Below are 14,581 nucleotides of genomic sequence, written 5' to 3' on the forward strand. Positions count from 1 at the left end.
ATTGCCGAACAGGAAGCGTGGACAGGTGAGCAGCGAGACCGCAGAAGGAATCGACCTGGAGGCCATTCTGGGGCCCACAGGGCGTCCGGTCACCGAGTTTCCCGAACCACCCGTCTTGATCTCCCACGGCCCGGCGCGGGTGATCGCGATGGTGAACCAGAAGGGTGGTGTGGGGAAAACCACCTCCACCATCAATCTGGGGGCAGCCCTGGCTGAGCTGGGTCGTCGCGTGCTTCTGGTGGATTTTGACCCCCAAGGGGCGCTTTCCGCAGGCCTCGGTACCAGCCCGCACGAGCTTGATCTCACCGTGTACAACGTCCTCATGGACCGCAAAATCGATGTCCATGACGCCATCCAGCGCACCGCCGTACCGGATCTGGACCTGTTGCCTGCCAATATCGATCTCTCCGCTGCGGAAGTTCAGCTGGTCAATGAGGTCGCACGTGAGCAGGTCCTGGACCGGGTGCTGCGCAAGGTGGAAGACGAATACGACGTCGTCCTGATCGACTGCCAGCCCTCCCTGGGCCTGCTGACGGTCAATGCGCTCACCGCCGCGCATGGCGTGGTGATTCCGCTGATCTGCGAATTCTTCGCTCTGCGTGCAGTGGCGCTATTGGTGGAGACGATCGAAAAGGTGCAGGACCGGATCAATCCCCGGCTGCAGATTGACGGCGTGCTGGCTACCATGTACGACTCGCGGACCCTGCACAGCCGCGAAGTGATTTCCCGCCTGGTGGAAGCCTTCGGCGACAAGGTCTTCGAGACGGTGATCAAGCGCACCATCAAATTTGCCGATGCGACGGTGGCCGCCGAGCCGATCACGTCTTTCGCCTCCTCGCATGCCGGTGCCGATGCCTACCGGCGACTGGCCAAAGAGCTGATTGCCCGTGGTGGAGCGCCCTGACTCTGAGGTGAGCTCAGAGGGCCCGAGCACGGAACCTGCGGGCCATCCGCAGGTTTTCGAGGTCCGCCTGGAGAACTTCAATGGTCCTTTTGATCTGCTGCTGAGCCTGATTGGCAAGCATGAACTGGATATCACGGAGGTGGCGCTGGCCACCGTGACGGATGAGTTCATTGGCTATATCCGCAGGCTTCAACAGGCGACTGCGGGGCCAGATGGGATAGGGTCTGGTGGCTCCCTTGCCGGGACGGCCCTGGATCAGGCCAGCGAATTTCTGGTCGTCGCGGCCACTCTGCTGGATCTCAAGGCCGCCCGCCTGCTTCCTCGAGGCGAGGTGGAAGACGATGACGACCTGGCCACCCTGGAGGCGCGGGACCTGCTCTTCGCCCGGCTACTGCAATACCGGGCCTTCAAGGATGCGGCCAAAGCCCTGGGCAGCCGGCTCGAGGAGGAAGGGCAGCGGTACCCGCGGCTGGTCAGCCTGGAACCTCAGTTCGCCGCACTGTTGCCTGAACTGGTCTGGCGGCTGAGCCCGGAGGACTTTGCGGCCCTGGCCGCCACCGCCCTGCAGCCACGGGAAGCCCCCGCCACTGAAGTGGGTCTGGCGCATCTGCACGCCCCGCCGGTGAGTGTCCGGGAACAGGCAGAGATCCTGGGCGTTCGGCTCCGTCACGGCGTGCCACTGTCTTTCCGCGCGCTGACCGGTGATGCGGAGAGCACGTTGATCGTCGTCGCGCGTTTCCTGGCCCTGCTGGAAATGTTCCGCGACGCCGTGATCAGCTTTGAGCAGGCGAGCCCGTTGGGGGAGCTGACCGTGCGCTGGACCGGCGCGCAGCAGGAATGGAAGGCAGAGAATCTGAGCGAGGAGTACGAGACCGTGGAGGCCAGCCATGAACCGCTTTCCTGAGCCGGAATCCACGCCGGAAACCGCTGAACCTGACGCCTCGATGCCGGAGCGGGAAGTTCTGGACCAGATCCCCGGTGGACTGGCTGCTGCACTGGAGGCCGTCCTGATGGTGGTTGATGAACCTGTGACGGCGGCCGAACTCGCTGCCGTCTATGAACGACCTGAATCCGAGGTGCTGGCCGCGCTGGAGGCACTGCAGCGCGACTATGACGGCGTGGGTTTTGCGGCAGCCCGCTATACTGGGAGCGGTCTATCGACTGACACCACGACTTTCCGGCCAGGTTCTCAAACCACGCCGGAGGAGACCGTCACTGATGCGGCGGTGGCTCCTGAGCTGATGCTTCCCGGGGCAGAGTCCCGGCCACGGGGCTTCGAGTTGAGGCGGGTAGGCGAGGGATGGCGGTTCTACTCGCGGAGTGCGTTTGCACCCTGGGTGGGGCGGTTCGTCCTGGATGGACAGACGGCCCGGTTAACCCAGGCCGCGCTGGAAACCCTCGCCGTCATCGCCTATCGCCAACCCGTGTCCCGTGCCAGGATTTCCGGGATTCGCGGTGTCAATGTTGATTCCGTGGTGCGTACCCTCAACCAGAGGGGCCTCATCACGGAGCTGGGAACCGATCCGGAAAGTGGCGCCATTTTGTATGGGACGACGCCGTATTTCCTGGAACGCCTCGGACTGACCAGTGTGGAAGAACTTCCCAAGATCGCCCCGCTGTTACCTGGTGTGGAGGATCTGGACCAGTTTGACCAGGCCTGAGCCGGCACCGTCGGCGCAGGCCACAGCGGAGAACCGCAGCAGTTGTAGTTACCTGATTTTTATCCCGCCCAGCTGAGAAGCTGCACGACGCAAGGACATGCCATGAGCCCACGTTCCGGATCCGAAGGCCATCAGGGCCGTTCCCATTCCAACCGATCCTCCGGCCGCCCCGGCCAATCCAGGGCGGGCCAGCCCAAGGCGGGTGCAGGTAAGTCAGGCTTTGGAAAAGCCGGCTCAGGCCGTCCCGGCGCTGCTAAGCGCGATACCGCCCGGAAGCCCCGCCCGCAGGGCAAGCAGCAGAGTCAGTCGCAGCCCTTTGGCCGTGAGCGCTTTGGTGCCAATCTGGGCCCGGTGAGCCGTCGCGATGACGCATCCAAGGTGCAGACTCAGGCCCAGATGAACGATATGCATGACCCCGAAGGCGTGCGACTGCAGAAGCTGCTGGCAGCTGCAGGAGTCGCCTCCCGCCGCGTCTGCGAGGAGATGATCGCCGAGGGCCGTGTTGAGGTCGATGGTCAGATCGTCACCGAGCTGGGCCTGCGGGTGGACCCGAAAACCGTCACGGTCTCCGTGGACGGCATCCGGGTGCAGCTCAAGGACAACATGATCTACCTGGCCTTCAACAAGCCGCGTGGCGTGGTCTCCACTATGTCTGATCCCGAGGGCCGCAAGAACATCAGCGACTTCCTCAAGAACAAGTACGCCCATGAGCGGCTCTTCCACGTGGGGCGTCTGGACGCCAATACTGAAGGCCTGCTGCTGCTGACCAACGATGGCGAACTGGCCAACCGGCTGACCCACCCGCGGTATGCGGTGCCCAAGACGTACCTGGTGCAGACCCGTGGGCCCATGGAGCCGGGCATCGGCAAGGCCATGCGGGCCGGCATCGAACTCGAAGACGGGGTGACGAGCGTGGATTCCTTCCGCCTGGTCGATTCCACGCCCGGCCATGTCCTGGTGGAAGTCGTCCTGCATTCAGGGAAGAATCGCATTGTGCGCCGCCTCTTTGATGCCGTGGGCTACCCCGTGGAGCGACTCGTCCGTCTGCAGATGGGTCCCATTCGCCTGGGCGATATCAAACAGGGTGCCATCCGCCCGCTGAGCAACCATGAAGTGGGGCATCTGCTCGCCGAGGTCGGCCTGTGACCGAAACTCTCGAGCCCACGCGCCTCAAGGGGCCTGTGGTCATCTTCGGTGCCGGTCTGCTGGGCACCAGCATCGGCCTGGGGTTGAGTCAGCGGGGTATTCCGGTGCTGATGTCTGACCCTTCGCCGTCCGCGCTGGGCGTTGCCATCGATATCGGCGCGGGCAGGCCGCTCGCCGAGCAGCCGGATGTCTGGCCGGAGCTGGTCGTAGTCGCTGCCCCGCCGGATGTCTGCTCCCAAGTGGTGGCTGATGCCCTGCTACGATTCCCCGCTGCCGTGGTCACCGATGTGGCCAGTGTCAAGGGAGCGATTCTGCGCGAGCTGGAGGCCCAGCAGTCGGATACGGCCCTGGATCTGAGCCGCTATGTCGGCTCGCACCCGATGGCCGGTGGTGCGAAAGCCGGTGCCGTCGGTGCTCGCGGCGAGTTGTTTCAGGCGATGCCCTGGGTGGTCTGCCCGCATGAATCCGCTGCCGGGGCGAGCACCCAGCAGGCGGTCCAGACGGTGCAGAACCTGGCGCTGGATCTGGGCTCGGTGCTGAGCACCTTCGGCCCCGGGGAGCACGATGCCGCCGTGGCATTGGTGTCCCATGTGCCGCAGATGGTTTCCTCGCTGATGGCGGCCCGATTGCAGGATGCTGCCCCGCATGCGTTGTCCCTGGCGGGGAACGGGCTGCGGGACGTGACCCGGATTGCCGCGAGCGATGCCGGCATGTGGGTGCCCATCATGGGTGCCAATGCGGAGGCGATGGTGGCGGTCCTGGACCGCCTGCACGAGGACCTGACCCGGCTGATCGGCGTGCTCGATGCGCCCGTCGCGCCCGGTGCACGGTTGGAGATGGCGAAGGTGATCAGCGCAGGCAACGCTGGGCAGGCCCGGATTCCGGGCAAGCACGGTGGCCCTGCGCGCCACTATGCGTGGATGACGGTACTGGTCGATGACGCACCGGGCCAGATCGCTCAGCTGCTCACCGAAATCGGGCAGATCGGCGTGAACGTGGAAGATCTGCGGCTGGATCACTCGGCAGGCCGTAACGTCGGCATGGTGGAGCTGTCCGTGCTGCCCGCCGCGAAGGAGCCTCTGATCGAGGAGCTGTCCGCGCGTGGCTGGAAGGTGCTGCAATGAGCCAGTCTTCTGTGACGGGCCTGCGCCAGGGGCACTCGCTGGTGGTCGCCATCGACGGTCCTTCCGGCTCCGGCAAGTCTTCGGTGGCGCGGGAGGTCGCTCGTCGGCTGGGCCTGGCCTACCAGGACACTGGCGCCATGTACCGGGCATTGACCTGGTTCTGCGTTGCCGCGGGGATCACGCTGGACGATGCCGGTGCGGTGGAATCGGCGGCCGAGGACTTCGAGTTCAGTCAGTCGACCTCGCCGGATGAATCCTGGGTCCGGGTGGGGCCCGGTGCACGTCTGGGCTCCGCCGAAGCCTCGGTGGAGGTCACGGCGCAGATCCGGGATCCTCAGATCTCCGAATCGGTCTCCGCAGTGGCCACCAATCTGGGTGCCCGGACCGAGTTGGTGCGCCGCCAACGCGCGGCCGTGGAGGCCGTGCGCGGGCGGATGGTCGTCGAGGGGCGGGACATCACCACGGTGGTGGCACCTCGTGCGGAGGTCCGCCTGCTGCTGACCGCCTCCGAGGAGGCCCGGTTGGCCAGACGGGGTGCTCAATTGACCTCTGCGGGGGAGTCGCAGAGCAGCGAGCGGCTGGCCCAGCAGGTCCTGGCGCGGGATGCGAGGGATGCGACGGTGGCACAGTTCCTCCGGGCTGCCGATGGCGTGGTGACCATTGATTCCTCCGATCTGGATTTCGAACAAACAGTGGCGGCCGTGATACGGCTCGTCGTGACCACCGTGGAAGGCGGGTCGCGTGGCCAGCAAGAGTAATACCAGTCAGAAGAACTCTCCCCGGGAGCCCAGGCTCAGTCTGGACGAGCGCCTGCAGGAACGTCGCGTCCCGGAACGCTGGCGCACCTGGTGGTCCCGTCCGGTGGGCCGGATTCTGGATCATGTCACCTACCGGACCACGGTGTACGGGCTGAACAAGGTACCGCGCACCGGGCCGGTGATCTTCGCTGCGAACCATCTGAGCTACCTGGACGGGCCGGTGATGGTCGGTGCCAGTAACCGGTACATGCACGTGCTGGTGCGCGATTCCATGTTCAAGGGCTTCCTGGGCCGGGTGCTACGCGCCTCCGGACAGATCCCGATTGACCGTTCCGGCGACCGGGCTGCTCTGCAGGCAGCCAAGGCCGTGTTGGAGCGCGGTGACTGCGTAGGCATTTTGCCCGAGGGCACCCGCGGCAGCGGCGACGCCTCCAGTGTGAACAGCGGGGTGGCCTGGCTGGCACTGAACTCGGGGGCCGTCGTCGTGCCCGTGGCTGTGCTCGGCACCCGCGTCTCCGGTGAACACCGGGATGTCATCCCGAAGCTGCGGCGGCACTTCCACGTCGCCTTCGGCGATCCGCTGACCCTGGAGAAGACACCGGGGCTCAGCGGCCGGGCGGCGATGGACGCCGCTGCGGAGCGGATTCAGCTGGCGCTGGCCGATCACATCCGCGAATCTGTGAAATTTTCCGGCCAGGAGCTCCCGGCCGACAGCTCGACCGAAGAGAACGAGAGCGAATCATGACCGAACGAGATTTTGAACCCAGCGGCCCGGATCAGGTAGCGGAGAAGCTCGCCACCCTGGATGAGGTGGAGGCCGAGCGTCGCGCCGAGTCACTGCGCGCCGGTCTCTCCGACTATGAGCTGGATGAGGACGATGCCGCTCTGCTGGCCGGTCTGGACGGTGACCTTGACCTTGAGGAGGATGGCGGGCTGGACCCGGTCCTCGCCATCGTGGGTCGACCCAATGTGGGTAAGTCCACGCTGGTGAACCGTATTCTGGGTCGCCGCGAAGCTGTGGTGGAGGACACCCCCGGGGTGACCCGGGACCGCGTCATGTACCCGGCGGAGTGGAACGGCCGCGACTTCACCCTGGTGGACACCGGCGGCTGGGAGTTTGATGCCAAGGGCATCCATCAGCGGGTGGCGGAGCAGGCGGAACTGGCCGTGGAGCTTGCCGATGCCGTGCTCTTTGTGGTTGATGCCACGGTCGGTCCCACAGCCATGGATGAAGCGATGATGAAGATGCTGCGCCGGACCAAAAAGCCGGTGATCCTGGTGGGTAACAAGGCCGATGACCAGCGCACCGATTCCGATGTGGCCTCCTTGTGGAGCCTGGGTCTGGGCGAGCCGTGGCCGGTCTCTGCTGCGCACGGGCGCGGCGTCGCGGATCTGCTGGATCGCGTGATGGAAGTGCTGCCGGAGTTCTCCGGGGTGGAGACCGTTGACCGCTCCGGTGGGCCGCGTCGCGTGGCGCTGATCGGCCGGCCGAACGTGGGGAAGTCCTCGCTGCTGAACAAGCTGGCAGGCACCGACCGAGTGGTCGTGGACCCCCTGGCGGGCACCACCCGCGATCCGGTGGATGAGTTCATTGAACTCGGCGGCCGGACCTGGCGCTTTGTCGACACCGCCGGCATCCGGCGTCGTCAGCATATGGCGCAGGGCGCGGATTTCTACGCCTCGCTGCGCACCCAGTCTGCTCTGGACCGGGCCGAGGTGGCCGTGGTGCTGCTGGCCGTGGATGAGGTGCTCAGCGAGCAGGATGTGCGTGTTCTGCAGCTGGCCGTTGAATCCGGCCGTGCGCTGGTGCTGGCGTTCAATAAGTGGGATCTGCTCGACGATGAGCGTCGCCGCTACCTGGAGCGGGAGATTGAACAGGATCTGGCGCACCTGGACTGGGCGCCACGGGTGAACATTTCCGCGAAGACCGGCTGGCACAAGGACAAGTTGCTCCCGGCGCTGGATACCGCGCTGGAATCCTGGGACAAGCGCATCCCCACGGGCCGGCTCAACGCCTTCCTGGGCGAGCTGGTGGCGGCACATCCGCACCCTGTGCGCGGTGGCAAGCAGCCGAGGATTCTCTTCGGGACCCAGGCGTCCGCCCGGCCGCCCAAGTTCGTGCTGTTCACTACGGGCTTCCTGGACCCGGGGTACCGCCGCTTCATCACGCGCCGACTGCGCGAGACCTTCGGCTTCGAGGGCACGCCCATCGAGGTCTCGATGCGGGTCCGGGAGAAGCGCAAGCGCACCCGGTAGCCGCACTCTGACGGATTCTGTCGGTTTCGCGAACGTTAACGGAAAAAGCACCCGCAATCGCGGGTGCTTTTTCCGTTAACGTTCGCGTTTTTGCCGGGCCTGCTTTTGCGATGGTGTTCAGCCGCGCATCATGCGCTGGACCACCGGGATGACGAGGTTCCGGGGTGCCAGTCGGGCGAACTGCGCCAGGATCCGGTTGGCGAGTCCGTCCACGGTGCTGTGCTGGTTGCGCTCCAGGCCGCGGAAGGTCGTGGCGACCACCTGGTCCACGCTGCGCATCCGGCCGACGGCGGCGTTGGCACCGGCGGTGTCGAAGAACTCGGTGCTGGTGGCGCCGGGGCAGATGGCCAGCACGCGAATATTGTTTTCTTGGTTGCCCGGGTTTCTCTGGACCTCGCCCCAGAGTGCCTGGGTGAAGGAGAGCACGAACGCCTTGGTGGCGCCGTAGACGGCCATGCCGGGGATGGGCTGGAAGGCCGCGGTGGAGGCGACGTTGATGATCGTGCCGCGTTGGCGTTCCAGCATGCCTGGCAGGTAGGCGCGGGTCAGGTCCACCAGAACGCCGCAGTTGAGCTGGATCTCCTGGTGGATCCGAGCGGCATCCTGCTCCTGAAGTACGCCGGAGGTGCCGAAGCCGGCATTGTTCACCAGCCCGTCGATCTGAGGATGTAGGCCGATAAGCGTCTCCGTGGCACCGGGAGAGGTGAGATCCAGCTCGACGACCTCGGCCTTCACGCCGTACTGCGTGGTCAGCTCGGCGGCCAGCGTGCGCAGCGCCTCGCCGCGCCGGGCGACGAGCACCAGATTGGCCTCGCGTTGGGCGAAGGCCCGGGCGTAGCCGGTGCCGATGCCCGAGGATGCGCCGGTGATGAGGATGGTCTGTCCGGCGATGTCGAGGGTGCTCATGGGAACTCTTTTCTGAAGGCGTCCTGCTGTCGATATACAACGTATAGCAATTCCTATACATGGTAAAGTGCGGGCATGGAAAAGGTCCGGCTGAGCCCCGATGCAGTGGTGAGTGCGGCTCTGGATATTGCGGATGCCGAGGGGCTTTCAGCCGTGACGATTCGCCGGATTGCCGGGGAATTCGGGGTCACGCCGATGGCCATGTACTGGCACTTTGAGAATAAGAATGCCCTGCTGGACGCTATGGGGCGCGCCGTGGTGGAGTCCATCGACCTGCCTGACGGTGAGCTCGGCGAGATCGGGGCGGGGCTGACGGAGATTCTGGCCGCCATCGTGCGCGCTTTGCGAGCACATCCGGAATCGACGCCGCTGGTGCCCGCGCAGATGCTGGCCGTCGTGCGGGGGCAGGAACTGACCGAGCGCAGCCTGGAGCTGCTGGCGCGGGCGGGGTGCTCGGTGGCGGAGGCCGCCAATATTGTGCGGACCGGGATGGATCTGTGCGTGACGATGGTGACAGGCGAGTCGCGGTTCGGAGTGCTCGGTCACGGTGCCTCCGGCGCAGCCGATGCCTGGCAGTGCCATCTGGCGGAGAAAAAGCAGGCGATCCGGGAGCTTCCGGAGGGGCGGTACCCGCGGATCGTTGCCGCCGCCGGGCCACTGACTGCGCTGGAGGACGCTGACGAGTTCTATGCCAGCTCGATCGATCTGTTTGTTGCCGGTGTGGTGGCCCGGTCGAGGGGTACCCTGCGCTAGAGTGCCCCTCGAACCAAGGTCACATCTGAGCTGAAGAGCACTCCTGGCGGGTGGCAGGGCGGGGTTCAATGGCCCAGGCGAGCCGATGGAGCAGGCTGGCCAGTCCCGCCTGCAGGCGGAGTGTTCGTCCCCGCGCGTGTCGAGCGGGGGCCGGGGCGATGACGGGGGCATTCGGCAGTGCGCTGAGCGCCTCGGGGTTGACGGATTTGATGACTACACAAGCCATCATGCTTAAGGTATCCACAGTTCTCTTCTGTCGTTGGTGCACGCCCGTGAATGCCCCTGGATGTGGGCATCTGTGGCGTGCGGATGGTGGAGTGTCTCGACCGGAAATCTGCCTGATCGAGCCTCTGCCTACAACGTTAGGTGGCTGCGGGAGGCGTGTCAGTAGCTGTGCCATGCCACGGTTTTCCTAGGACTGGGCAACCTACCCAGGGCCGCGGATCAGCCGTTCGGGTAGGCTGCGGCGATCGCCTTGGCGCGCAGGACGGCCATCTGAGCGTACATGTCGTGCAGCAGGTAGAGGTCGCGGCGCCGGGTCCAGGGCTGGCCGGACTGGGCATCATAGGTGCCAGGCATCTCGAAGCCCTGGGGTGCGAAGGCCGTCATCCCACGGTCGTGGGTGGTCTGGACGCAGCGCTTGACGTGATCGCGGAAGCCGACGACGCCCGCGGTGCCGGAGGTGCCGCGGAGGGCGACCATCTGGGCGGCAACGCCATCTGTGCTGAGGTACGTAATGGTGCCGTCCTTGGCGATAACCGGGTCGATAGACGTGACCTGGGTCATGGAGTACTTAGAGGTCAGGAAGCGGGCGATCTCCCACTGCGCGAACACCGGAACGGTCTTCTGCTTCCGGATGGCGGCGATGGTGTCTGCCAGGGCTTCGTTGACGGGGCCGGGCTCGTAGAGGACCTTGGCCGGGTCGCCACCGCCAGCGGGCGCGCGGTTGCCGAAGGAGTAGGCGACGATGTAGTCGATGTTCGCCACCGGAGTGACGGGCGGGTGCCAGGTGAAGCCGACGTCCTGAAGATGAGGCTCGATGACGGCAGCCGTGGCCGGGTCGTTCAGCTCGCGGCTGAGGGCGTCCAGCTTCAGGCGATCAAGCTTCTTGCCCTGTGCGTCGGCGGAGCCTGCGGAGTCCGCGAAAGCGGGTTGAGCGGCGAGCAGAGGCAGCGATGCGGCTGCCGTACTGACGGCGGCGGTAGAGAGAAAGCGACGGCGATCCATGAGGTTCCTTCAGTGATTCATTCATTGGTACGTGGGGGCGAGGGAACCGTAGCGTGGGGGACTGAACGCGGAGTGAACGGCAGGTTGCCTCAGGTGTGCGTGCTGCGGCGGATGCGGGGGTTCCTGCAGCCGGGTCATGCGGGGAGCGGTGCGTCGCGTTCGGGGCGGTGCGCTCCATACGGTATGATTTTCAGGTTGGCTTCGCCGGGGTGACTCGGGTGAAGTTGATGTTCGGGCTGTAGCGCAGCTTGGTAGCGCACCTGACTGGGGGTCAGGGGGTCGCAGGTTCAAATCCTGTCAGCCCGACCGTGTGATGTCTCGGGACATTGGAATAGCTTGAACCCACGTTGTGTGGGTTCAAGCTATTTTTTTGTTTGCCGGGGTTGGTAGTCGCGTTTGGTCGATCGTGAGCTCGGTCAGGAGTTCGCCTGTGGCGGCGTTGATGACCGTGACGTCCAGATCGTGGATGAGAAGTTTGACGTGGGTTCCGGCGTGGGTTCTGCCGATACCGATGTGGCGCAGGCGCCCGGCGACCCGTAGCGTGACGGTCCCGGTCGTGCCGACACGGTCGACCCTGACCCGGTCATGGGAGTCCACAGCCCGGTTTCCTCCCGGGGCGGCCTTGGGGCCGGCCGTGTAGACCGCGGCCGGGGTGGCCCGGTGTGGCAGGGCCCGGTGCGGGGCGGGTGTTGTATTCGACCCTGAACGCATCCAGCAGGGACTGCAGCACCGCCAGCGCTGCTGGCTGCGCGGGCTGGGCCGTGAGCCATTTCTTGAGGGTCTGCCAGAACCGTTCGATCTTGCCCTGCGTCGTGGGATGGCTGGGCCGGCCGTTCTTCTGGATGATGTTCAGTCGGCGGAGGTCGTGTTCGAGGATGGTCCGTCCACCCTTGTTCTTCCCCCCCCGGCCAGGCGGACGGTGTAGACCATGCCGTTATCGGTCAGCGTTTCGGCCGGGTAACCATGCCGGGCCGCCGTGGCGTGGAAGGTCTCGGCGACGATGCGGGCCGTGATCCGGGCGTGAACACTGAGGTGGAGCAGGTAGCGGGAATGATCATCGAGCCAGGCAATGACCTCCACCTCCGGACCCGGCCCGGTACCGGTGAGCCGGTAGTGGGTGAAGTCGGACTGCCAGCACTCGTTGGGCCGGGATGCCTGGAAGCGGGTGTAGGAAGATTTGGGCCGCTTACCCGGATCAAGAACGACCAGGCCGGCCCGGGCCAGGATCCGGTGGATCGTGGCCCGGGACACGATGGTCTTGTGCGTGTGCTGCAGGTGCCAGGAAATGGTGTCCGCCCCGGCGTCCAGGCCGGCCCGGGCCAGCCGGCGCCGGATCTGAACGACCAGGTCCACTACCTCCGGCGCCCTTGCATTCGGGGATGTCCCCGGGCGCCGGGACTTCGGGCTGAACACGCCCTCGCCCTCGACCCGGTATCGGGCCATCAACTTCGACACCCAGCCCTGGGACACGCCGTACCGGCGGGCCGTGGCGGACTGAGACTGGCCGGCCAGCACAGCCGTGATCACGAGACGCTGCTTGTTCATGCTCCAGCATGGCTACCAGTCATTCCAATGACCCGAGACACCCCATTCCCATGTCCCGGACCAGGACACTGTCAGCCCGACCATGTGAAGTCCCGGGACATCGTTCACTCGATGTCCCGGGACTTTTTGTTTCCCGGGGTTGGTAGTCCCGCGTGATCGTTCCATGGGGTGTCCCGGGACAGCCCCGCACAGCGCGGACTGGATCTCTGTGCTGCCGCGAGCTAAACTGAATCATCATTGAAAAAGTGATTCAGGAGGTGACTGTGATGACATCAAACATGAGCGCGGCGATCGAGAGTGCGCGCAAGGCCGCTGGTTTGTCCCAGCGTGCCCTTGAAGACCGCACCGGCATCTCGCAAGCTACGCTGAGCCGCATCCTCTCGGGCAGCAGGCCTGCAAAGATGACCGAAATCATCTTGATCGCAGATGCGACTGGCTGCACTGTCGCCCAGTTGGCCGGTAGTGCCATGGCTGACCGGGTGCGGTGCGCGGCCCGCGCTACCAACGGTTCAAGCATGGACGTCATGCGCCAGCGGCTGCTGCACTTCATCGAACTTGACGCCTATCTCCACGATCAGGCTATTCCCGGCGTGCGATGACCTCGACCCCGAACGCGGAACAGCAAGCCAGGGGCGCGGCGGAGGATTTTCGCCGGGTCCATCGGCTCGGGGTTCAGCCCCTGGGCGATCTCGTTGCGTTGATCGAGCAGACCACCGGCTATGATGTCGCGATCCTTGATGCTGCGGCAGATGAGCACGGGCTGACGATGTGTGACCCTGCCCGCGGCGTCGTCTTCGTAGGTGTTGCGCGCAGTCGTAATCCGATGCGGCAGCGCAGCACACTCGCGCATGAACTCGGGCACCTTGTTTTCGAGGACTGGGGTGAGACTGTTGAGTTCAGTGCACGGTCGCCTGAAGAGATCCGGGCGGACGCGTTCGCGCGACACCTATTGGCGCCCATCGAAGGCGTCAAGGAGCTTCTTGGAGATCGAGTCGCGGTGTCCGAGGCTGATCTCTCTGCAGTGGTGCAACGCTTCCTCGTCTCTCCGGCGATCGCCGGAATTGTGCTGCGGGACAGCGGATATGTAAGCTCCGCGACTGCGAAAGAGTGGATAAAGCTCAGCACACCCCACCTTGCGACGCGCTACGGATGGACAGATCAATATTCGGCCCTCCAAGACGATGCTTACCGCTTACGGCCACCGCAGTTGCTGCTAACGCGTGCCATAGCAGGTTATGCCGAAGGCGTCGTCAGTGCTCAAACCATCGCTACGCTCCGCGGTGTCAGCCTTGAGGGCATCATCTCCGAACTCGAGGAAGCCGGGATTGTCCCCATCCTGCGCGACGTGCCCGACATTGACGTCGAGGATCTGCCTGCCGTAGAGATCGACCTCAGCGATTTGGAGGACGAGGACCCATCCTCATGAGTCAGCGTCCCATCATGGATGCTGGACCAGGCATCAACTTCTTCTCTCTCAACAAGGAGCGCCTGCTGTTCAGTGTTCTAGGCCCGCTCAGCGTTCCCGAGGTCGTCGAGCATGAGATCCTGAACAAAGCACGCCAGGACAAGCGGTTCGCGGCGGCAGAACGGGTGTGGAACAAACTTCCTTCCCAGTTCATTGAGGTACTCTCCGATGATGTCACGGACGAACTGGCTGCCGCGGTGCACCGAATCGCTGAGATGCCGATCGAACGGCGTATGCGATCTGGAAAAGATCTTGGCGAGACGATGGTGATCGCGCATGCCGTCGTCGCTGCCGAACGAGGCGATAGCGTTCTTGTTCTTATCGACGACGGAGACGGAAGAAGGGCGGCTGGCCGAGAAGCACAGCGACTTCAACGCCGCCACGCAGCCGGACATCCGGTCGGCAGTATCGGGCTGATCAGCACGCTCACCGTGCTTAAGAGGGCCGCGGGTGGCGAACACGTGCCTGATAGGAAAGCGATGCGTGGCCTCTATGAACGACTCCGAGGGCTCGATGACGGTCTAGCCCCACTTGACACCACCGGTCTGATGGACCTGCCCTGCTGGTTGTAGGCCTCCGGACCAAACAGGGACCATAATCAGGCAAACCACGCATCTCATGATGGGTGTTGCATGATCTGGCCCGCGGAGAGGCGCGGAAACCAGGCGTGATCAGGGATTTTGGTCACCGGGGTCAGGGGTGGCGCAAATTCAAATCCTGTCAGCCCGACCGATGAAAATCCGCTCTGACACTGGGAATAGTCCGGTGGCAGGGCGGATTTTTGTTGCTTCAAGACCGTCAACTGAGATGTGCTTGTGCCTGTCATGGTCTCAGCG

15 protein-coding genes, 1 tRNA gene and 1 pseudogene are annotated in these 14,581 nt (G+C 64.7%); 12 read left to right on the top strand and 5 right to left on the bottom strand.

All coding sequences use genetic code 11. The features are described 5' to 3' along the window. Positions 1–25: 25 nt before the first annotated feature. The 8 genes from QQM37_RS00200 (at position 26) to der (ending at position 7,849) form a co-directional block, all read left to right on the top strand. Positions 26–904 carry a ParA family protein gene (locus tag QQM37_RS00200; protein ID WP_285723853.1) on the top strand — a complete coding sequence of 293 codons (879 nt, stop codon included), beginning with the start codon at positions 26–28 and terminating at the stop codon, positions 902–904. 7 nt (positions 905–911) lie between these two features. Beyond that, complete coding sequence (locus QQM37_RS00205) at positions 912–1,808, top strand: segregation and condensation protein A (protein ID WP_285723854.1); 897 nt, start codon at positions 912–914, stop codon at positions 1,806–1,808. Next, positions 1,792–2,565 (top strand): SMC-Scp complex subunit ScpB, encoded by a 774-nt coding sequence (gene scpB / locus QQM37_RS00210; protein WP_420030094.1) that lies wholly within the window; start codon positions 1,792–1,794, stop codon positions 2,563–2,565. The genes QQM37_RS00205 and scpB overlap by 17 nt, the downstream gene beginning before the upstream one ends. Before the next feature lie 102 nt (positions 2,566–2,667). Beyond that, positions 2,668–3,711, top strand: a complete 1,044-nt coding sequence (locus tag QQM37_RS00215; protein ID WP_285723857.1) for a pseudouridine synthase — start codon at positions 2,668–2,670, stop codon at positions 3,709–3,711. After that, positions 3,708–4,835 (top strand): prephenate dehydrogenase, encoded by a 1,128-nt coding sequence (locus tag QQM37_RS00220; RefSeq protein WP_285723859.1) that lies wholly within the window; start codon positions 3,708–3,710, stop codon positions 4,833–4,835. Before QQM37_RS00215 ends, QQM37_RS00220 begins: the two co-directional genes overlap by 4 nt. Then, positions 4,832–5,593 (top strand): (d)CMP kinase, encoded by a 762-nt coding sequence (cmk, locus tag QQM37_RS00225; protein ID WP_285723861.1) that lies wholly within the window; start codon positions 4,832–4,834, stop codon positions 5,591–5,593. The genes QQM37_RS00220 and cmk overlap by 4 nt, the downstream gene beginning before the upstream one ends. Before the next feature lie 103 nt (positions 5,594–5,696). Further along, positions 5,697–6,338 carry a lysophospholipid acyltransferase family protein gene (locus QQM37_RS00230; protein ID WP_285724011.1) on the top strand — a complete coding sequence of 214 codons (642 nt, stop codon included), beginning with the start codon at positions 5,697–5,699 and terminating at the stop codon, positions 6,336–6,338. Further along, complete coding sequence (gene der / locus QQM37_RS00235; RefSeq protein ID WP_285723863.1) at positions 6,335–7,849, top strand: ribosome biogenesis GTPase Der; 1,515 nt, start codon at positions 6,335–6,337, stop codon at positions 7,847–7,849. The genes QQM37_RS00230 and der overlap by 4 nt, the downstream gene beginning before the upstream one ends. 117 nt (positions 7,850–7,966) lie before the next feature. Here the strand turns inward: der and QQM37_RS00240 are convergent, their stop codons facing one another. Beyond that, a complete protein-coding gene (locus QQM37_RS00240) occupies positions 7,967–8,755 on the bottom strand; it encodes an SDR family NAD(P)-dependent oxidoreductase (protein WP_285723865.1) in 789 nt (262 codons plus the stop codon). Positions 8,756–8,830: 75 nt separating this feature from the next. Here QQM37_RS00240 and QQM37_RS00245 point away from each other — a divergent pair, with 75 nt between their 5' ends. After that, positions 8,831–9,508, top strand: a complete 678-nt coding sequence (locus QQM37_RS00245; protein ID WP_285723867.1) for a TetR/AcrR family transcriptional regulator — start codon at positions 8,831–8,833, stop codon at positions 9,506–9,508. Positions 9,509–9,527: 19 nt separating this feature from the next. Here the strand turns inward: QQM37_RS00245 and QQM37_RS00250 are convergent, their stop codons facing one another. Together QQM37_RS00250 and QQM37_RS00255 are read right to left on the bottom strand one after the other, a co-directional pair. Beyond that, the gene (locus QQM37_RS00250; protein WP_285723869.1) at positions 9,528–9,737 is read right to left on the bottom strand and encodes a hypothetical protein; all 210 of its coding nucleotides are present in this window, start codon (positions 9,735–9,737) and stop codon (positions 9,528–9,530) included. A 215-nt stretch (positions 9,738–9,952) separates the two neighbouring features. Beyond that, on the bottom strand, positions 9,953–10,735 hold the full coding sequence (locus tag QQM37_RS00255; protein WP_285723871.1) for a hypothetical protein: 783 nt from the start codon (positions 10,733–10,735) through the stop codon (positions 9,953–9,955). Between the two features lie 232 nt (positions 10,736–10,967). Between QQM37_RS00255 and QQM37_RS00260 the strand changes: the two genes are divergently transcribed. Next, positions 10,968–11,041, top strand: a tRNA-Pro gene (locus QQM37_RS00260). A gap of 56 nt (positions 11,042–11,097) precedes the next feature. Here QQM37_RS00260 and QQM37_RS14450 read toward each other — a convergent pair. Further along, positions 11,098–12,280, bottom strand: a pseudogene (locus QQM37_RS14450) (integrase core domain-containing protein). Between the two features lie 245 nt (positions 12,281–12,525). Here QQM37_RS14450 and QQM37_RS00280 point away from each other — a divergent pair. After that, complete coding sequence (locus QQM37_RS00280) at positions 12,526–12,879, top strand: helix-turn-helix domain-containing protein (RefSeq protein WP_285723876.1); 354 nt, start codon at positions 12,526–12,528, stop codon at positions 12,877–12,879. Next, positions 12,876–13,706 (top strand): ImmA/IrrE family metallo-endopeptidase, encoded by an 831-nt coding sequence (locus tag QQM37_RS00285; protein WP_285723878.1) that lies wholly within the window; start codon positions 12,876–12,878, stop codon positions 13,704–13,706. The genes QQM37_RS00280 and QQM37_RS00285 overlap by 4 nt, the downstream gene beginning before the upstream one ends. A 77-nt stretch (positions 13,707–13,783) precedes the next feature. Here the strand turns inward: QQM37_RS00285 and QQM37_RS00290 are convergent, their stop codons facing one another. Further along, entirely contained in the window at positions 13,784–14,206 is a 423-nt protein-coding gene (locus tag QQM37_RS00290) for a hypothetical protein (protein ID WP_285723880.1), read from the bottom strand. Positions 14,207–14,581: the final 375 nt, after the last annotated feature.

The organism is Psychromicrobium xiongbiense (assembly GCF_030271165.1).
In the GTDB taxonomy this organism is placed as follows: domain Bacteria; phylum Actinomycetota; class Actinomycetes; order Actinomycetales; family Micrococcaceae; genus Renibacterium; species Renibacterium xiongbiense.

Excerpts from the sequence above, each read along its gene's own strand:
- scpB (WP_420030094.1), top strand. The coding sequence starts at position 1,792 with ATGAACCGCTTTCCTGAGCCGGAATCCACGCCGGAAACCGCTGAACCT.
- QQM37_RS00215 (WP_285723857.1), top strand. The coding sequence starts at position 2,668 with ATGAGCCCACGTTCCGGATCCGAAGGCCATCAGGGCCGTTCCCATTCC.
- cmk (WP_285723861.1), top strand. The coding sequence starts at position 4,832 with ATGAGCCAGTCTTCTGTGACGGGCCTGCGCCAGGGGCACTCGCTGGTG.
- der (WP_285723863.1), top strand. The coding sequence starts at position 6,335 with ATGACCGAACGAGATTTTGAACCCAGCGGCCCGGATCAGGTAGCGGAG.
- QQM37_RS00240 (WP_285723865.1), bottom strand. The coding sequence starts at position 8,755 with ATGAGCACCCTCGACATCGCCGGACAGACCATCCTCATCACCGGCGCA.
- QQM37_RS00245 (WP_285723867.1), top strand. The coding sequence starts at position 8,831 with ATGGAAAAGGTCCGGCTGAGCCCCGATGCAGTGGTGAGTGCGGCTCTG.
- QQM37_RS00250 (WP_285723869.1), bottom strand. The coding sequence starts at position 9,737 with ATGATGGCTTGTGTAGTCATCAAATCCGTCAACCCCGAGGCGCTCAGC.
- QQM37_RS00255 (WP_285723871.1), bottom strand. The coding sequence starts at position 10,735 with ATGGATCGCCGTCGCTTTCTCTCTACCGCCGCCGTCAGTACGGCAGCC.
- QQM37_RS00285 (WP_285723878.1), top strand. The coding sequence starts at position 12,876 with ATGACCTCGACCCCGAACGCGGAACAGCAAGCCAGGGGCGCGGCGGAG.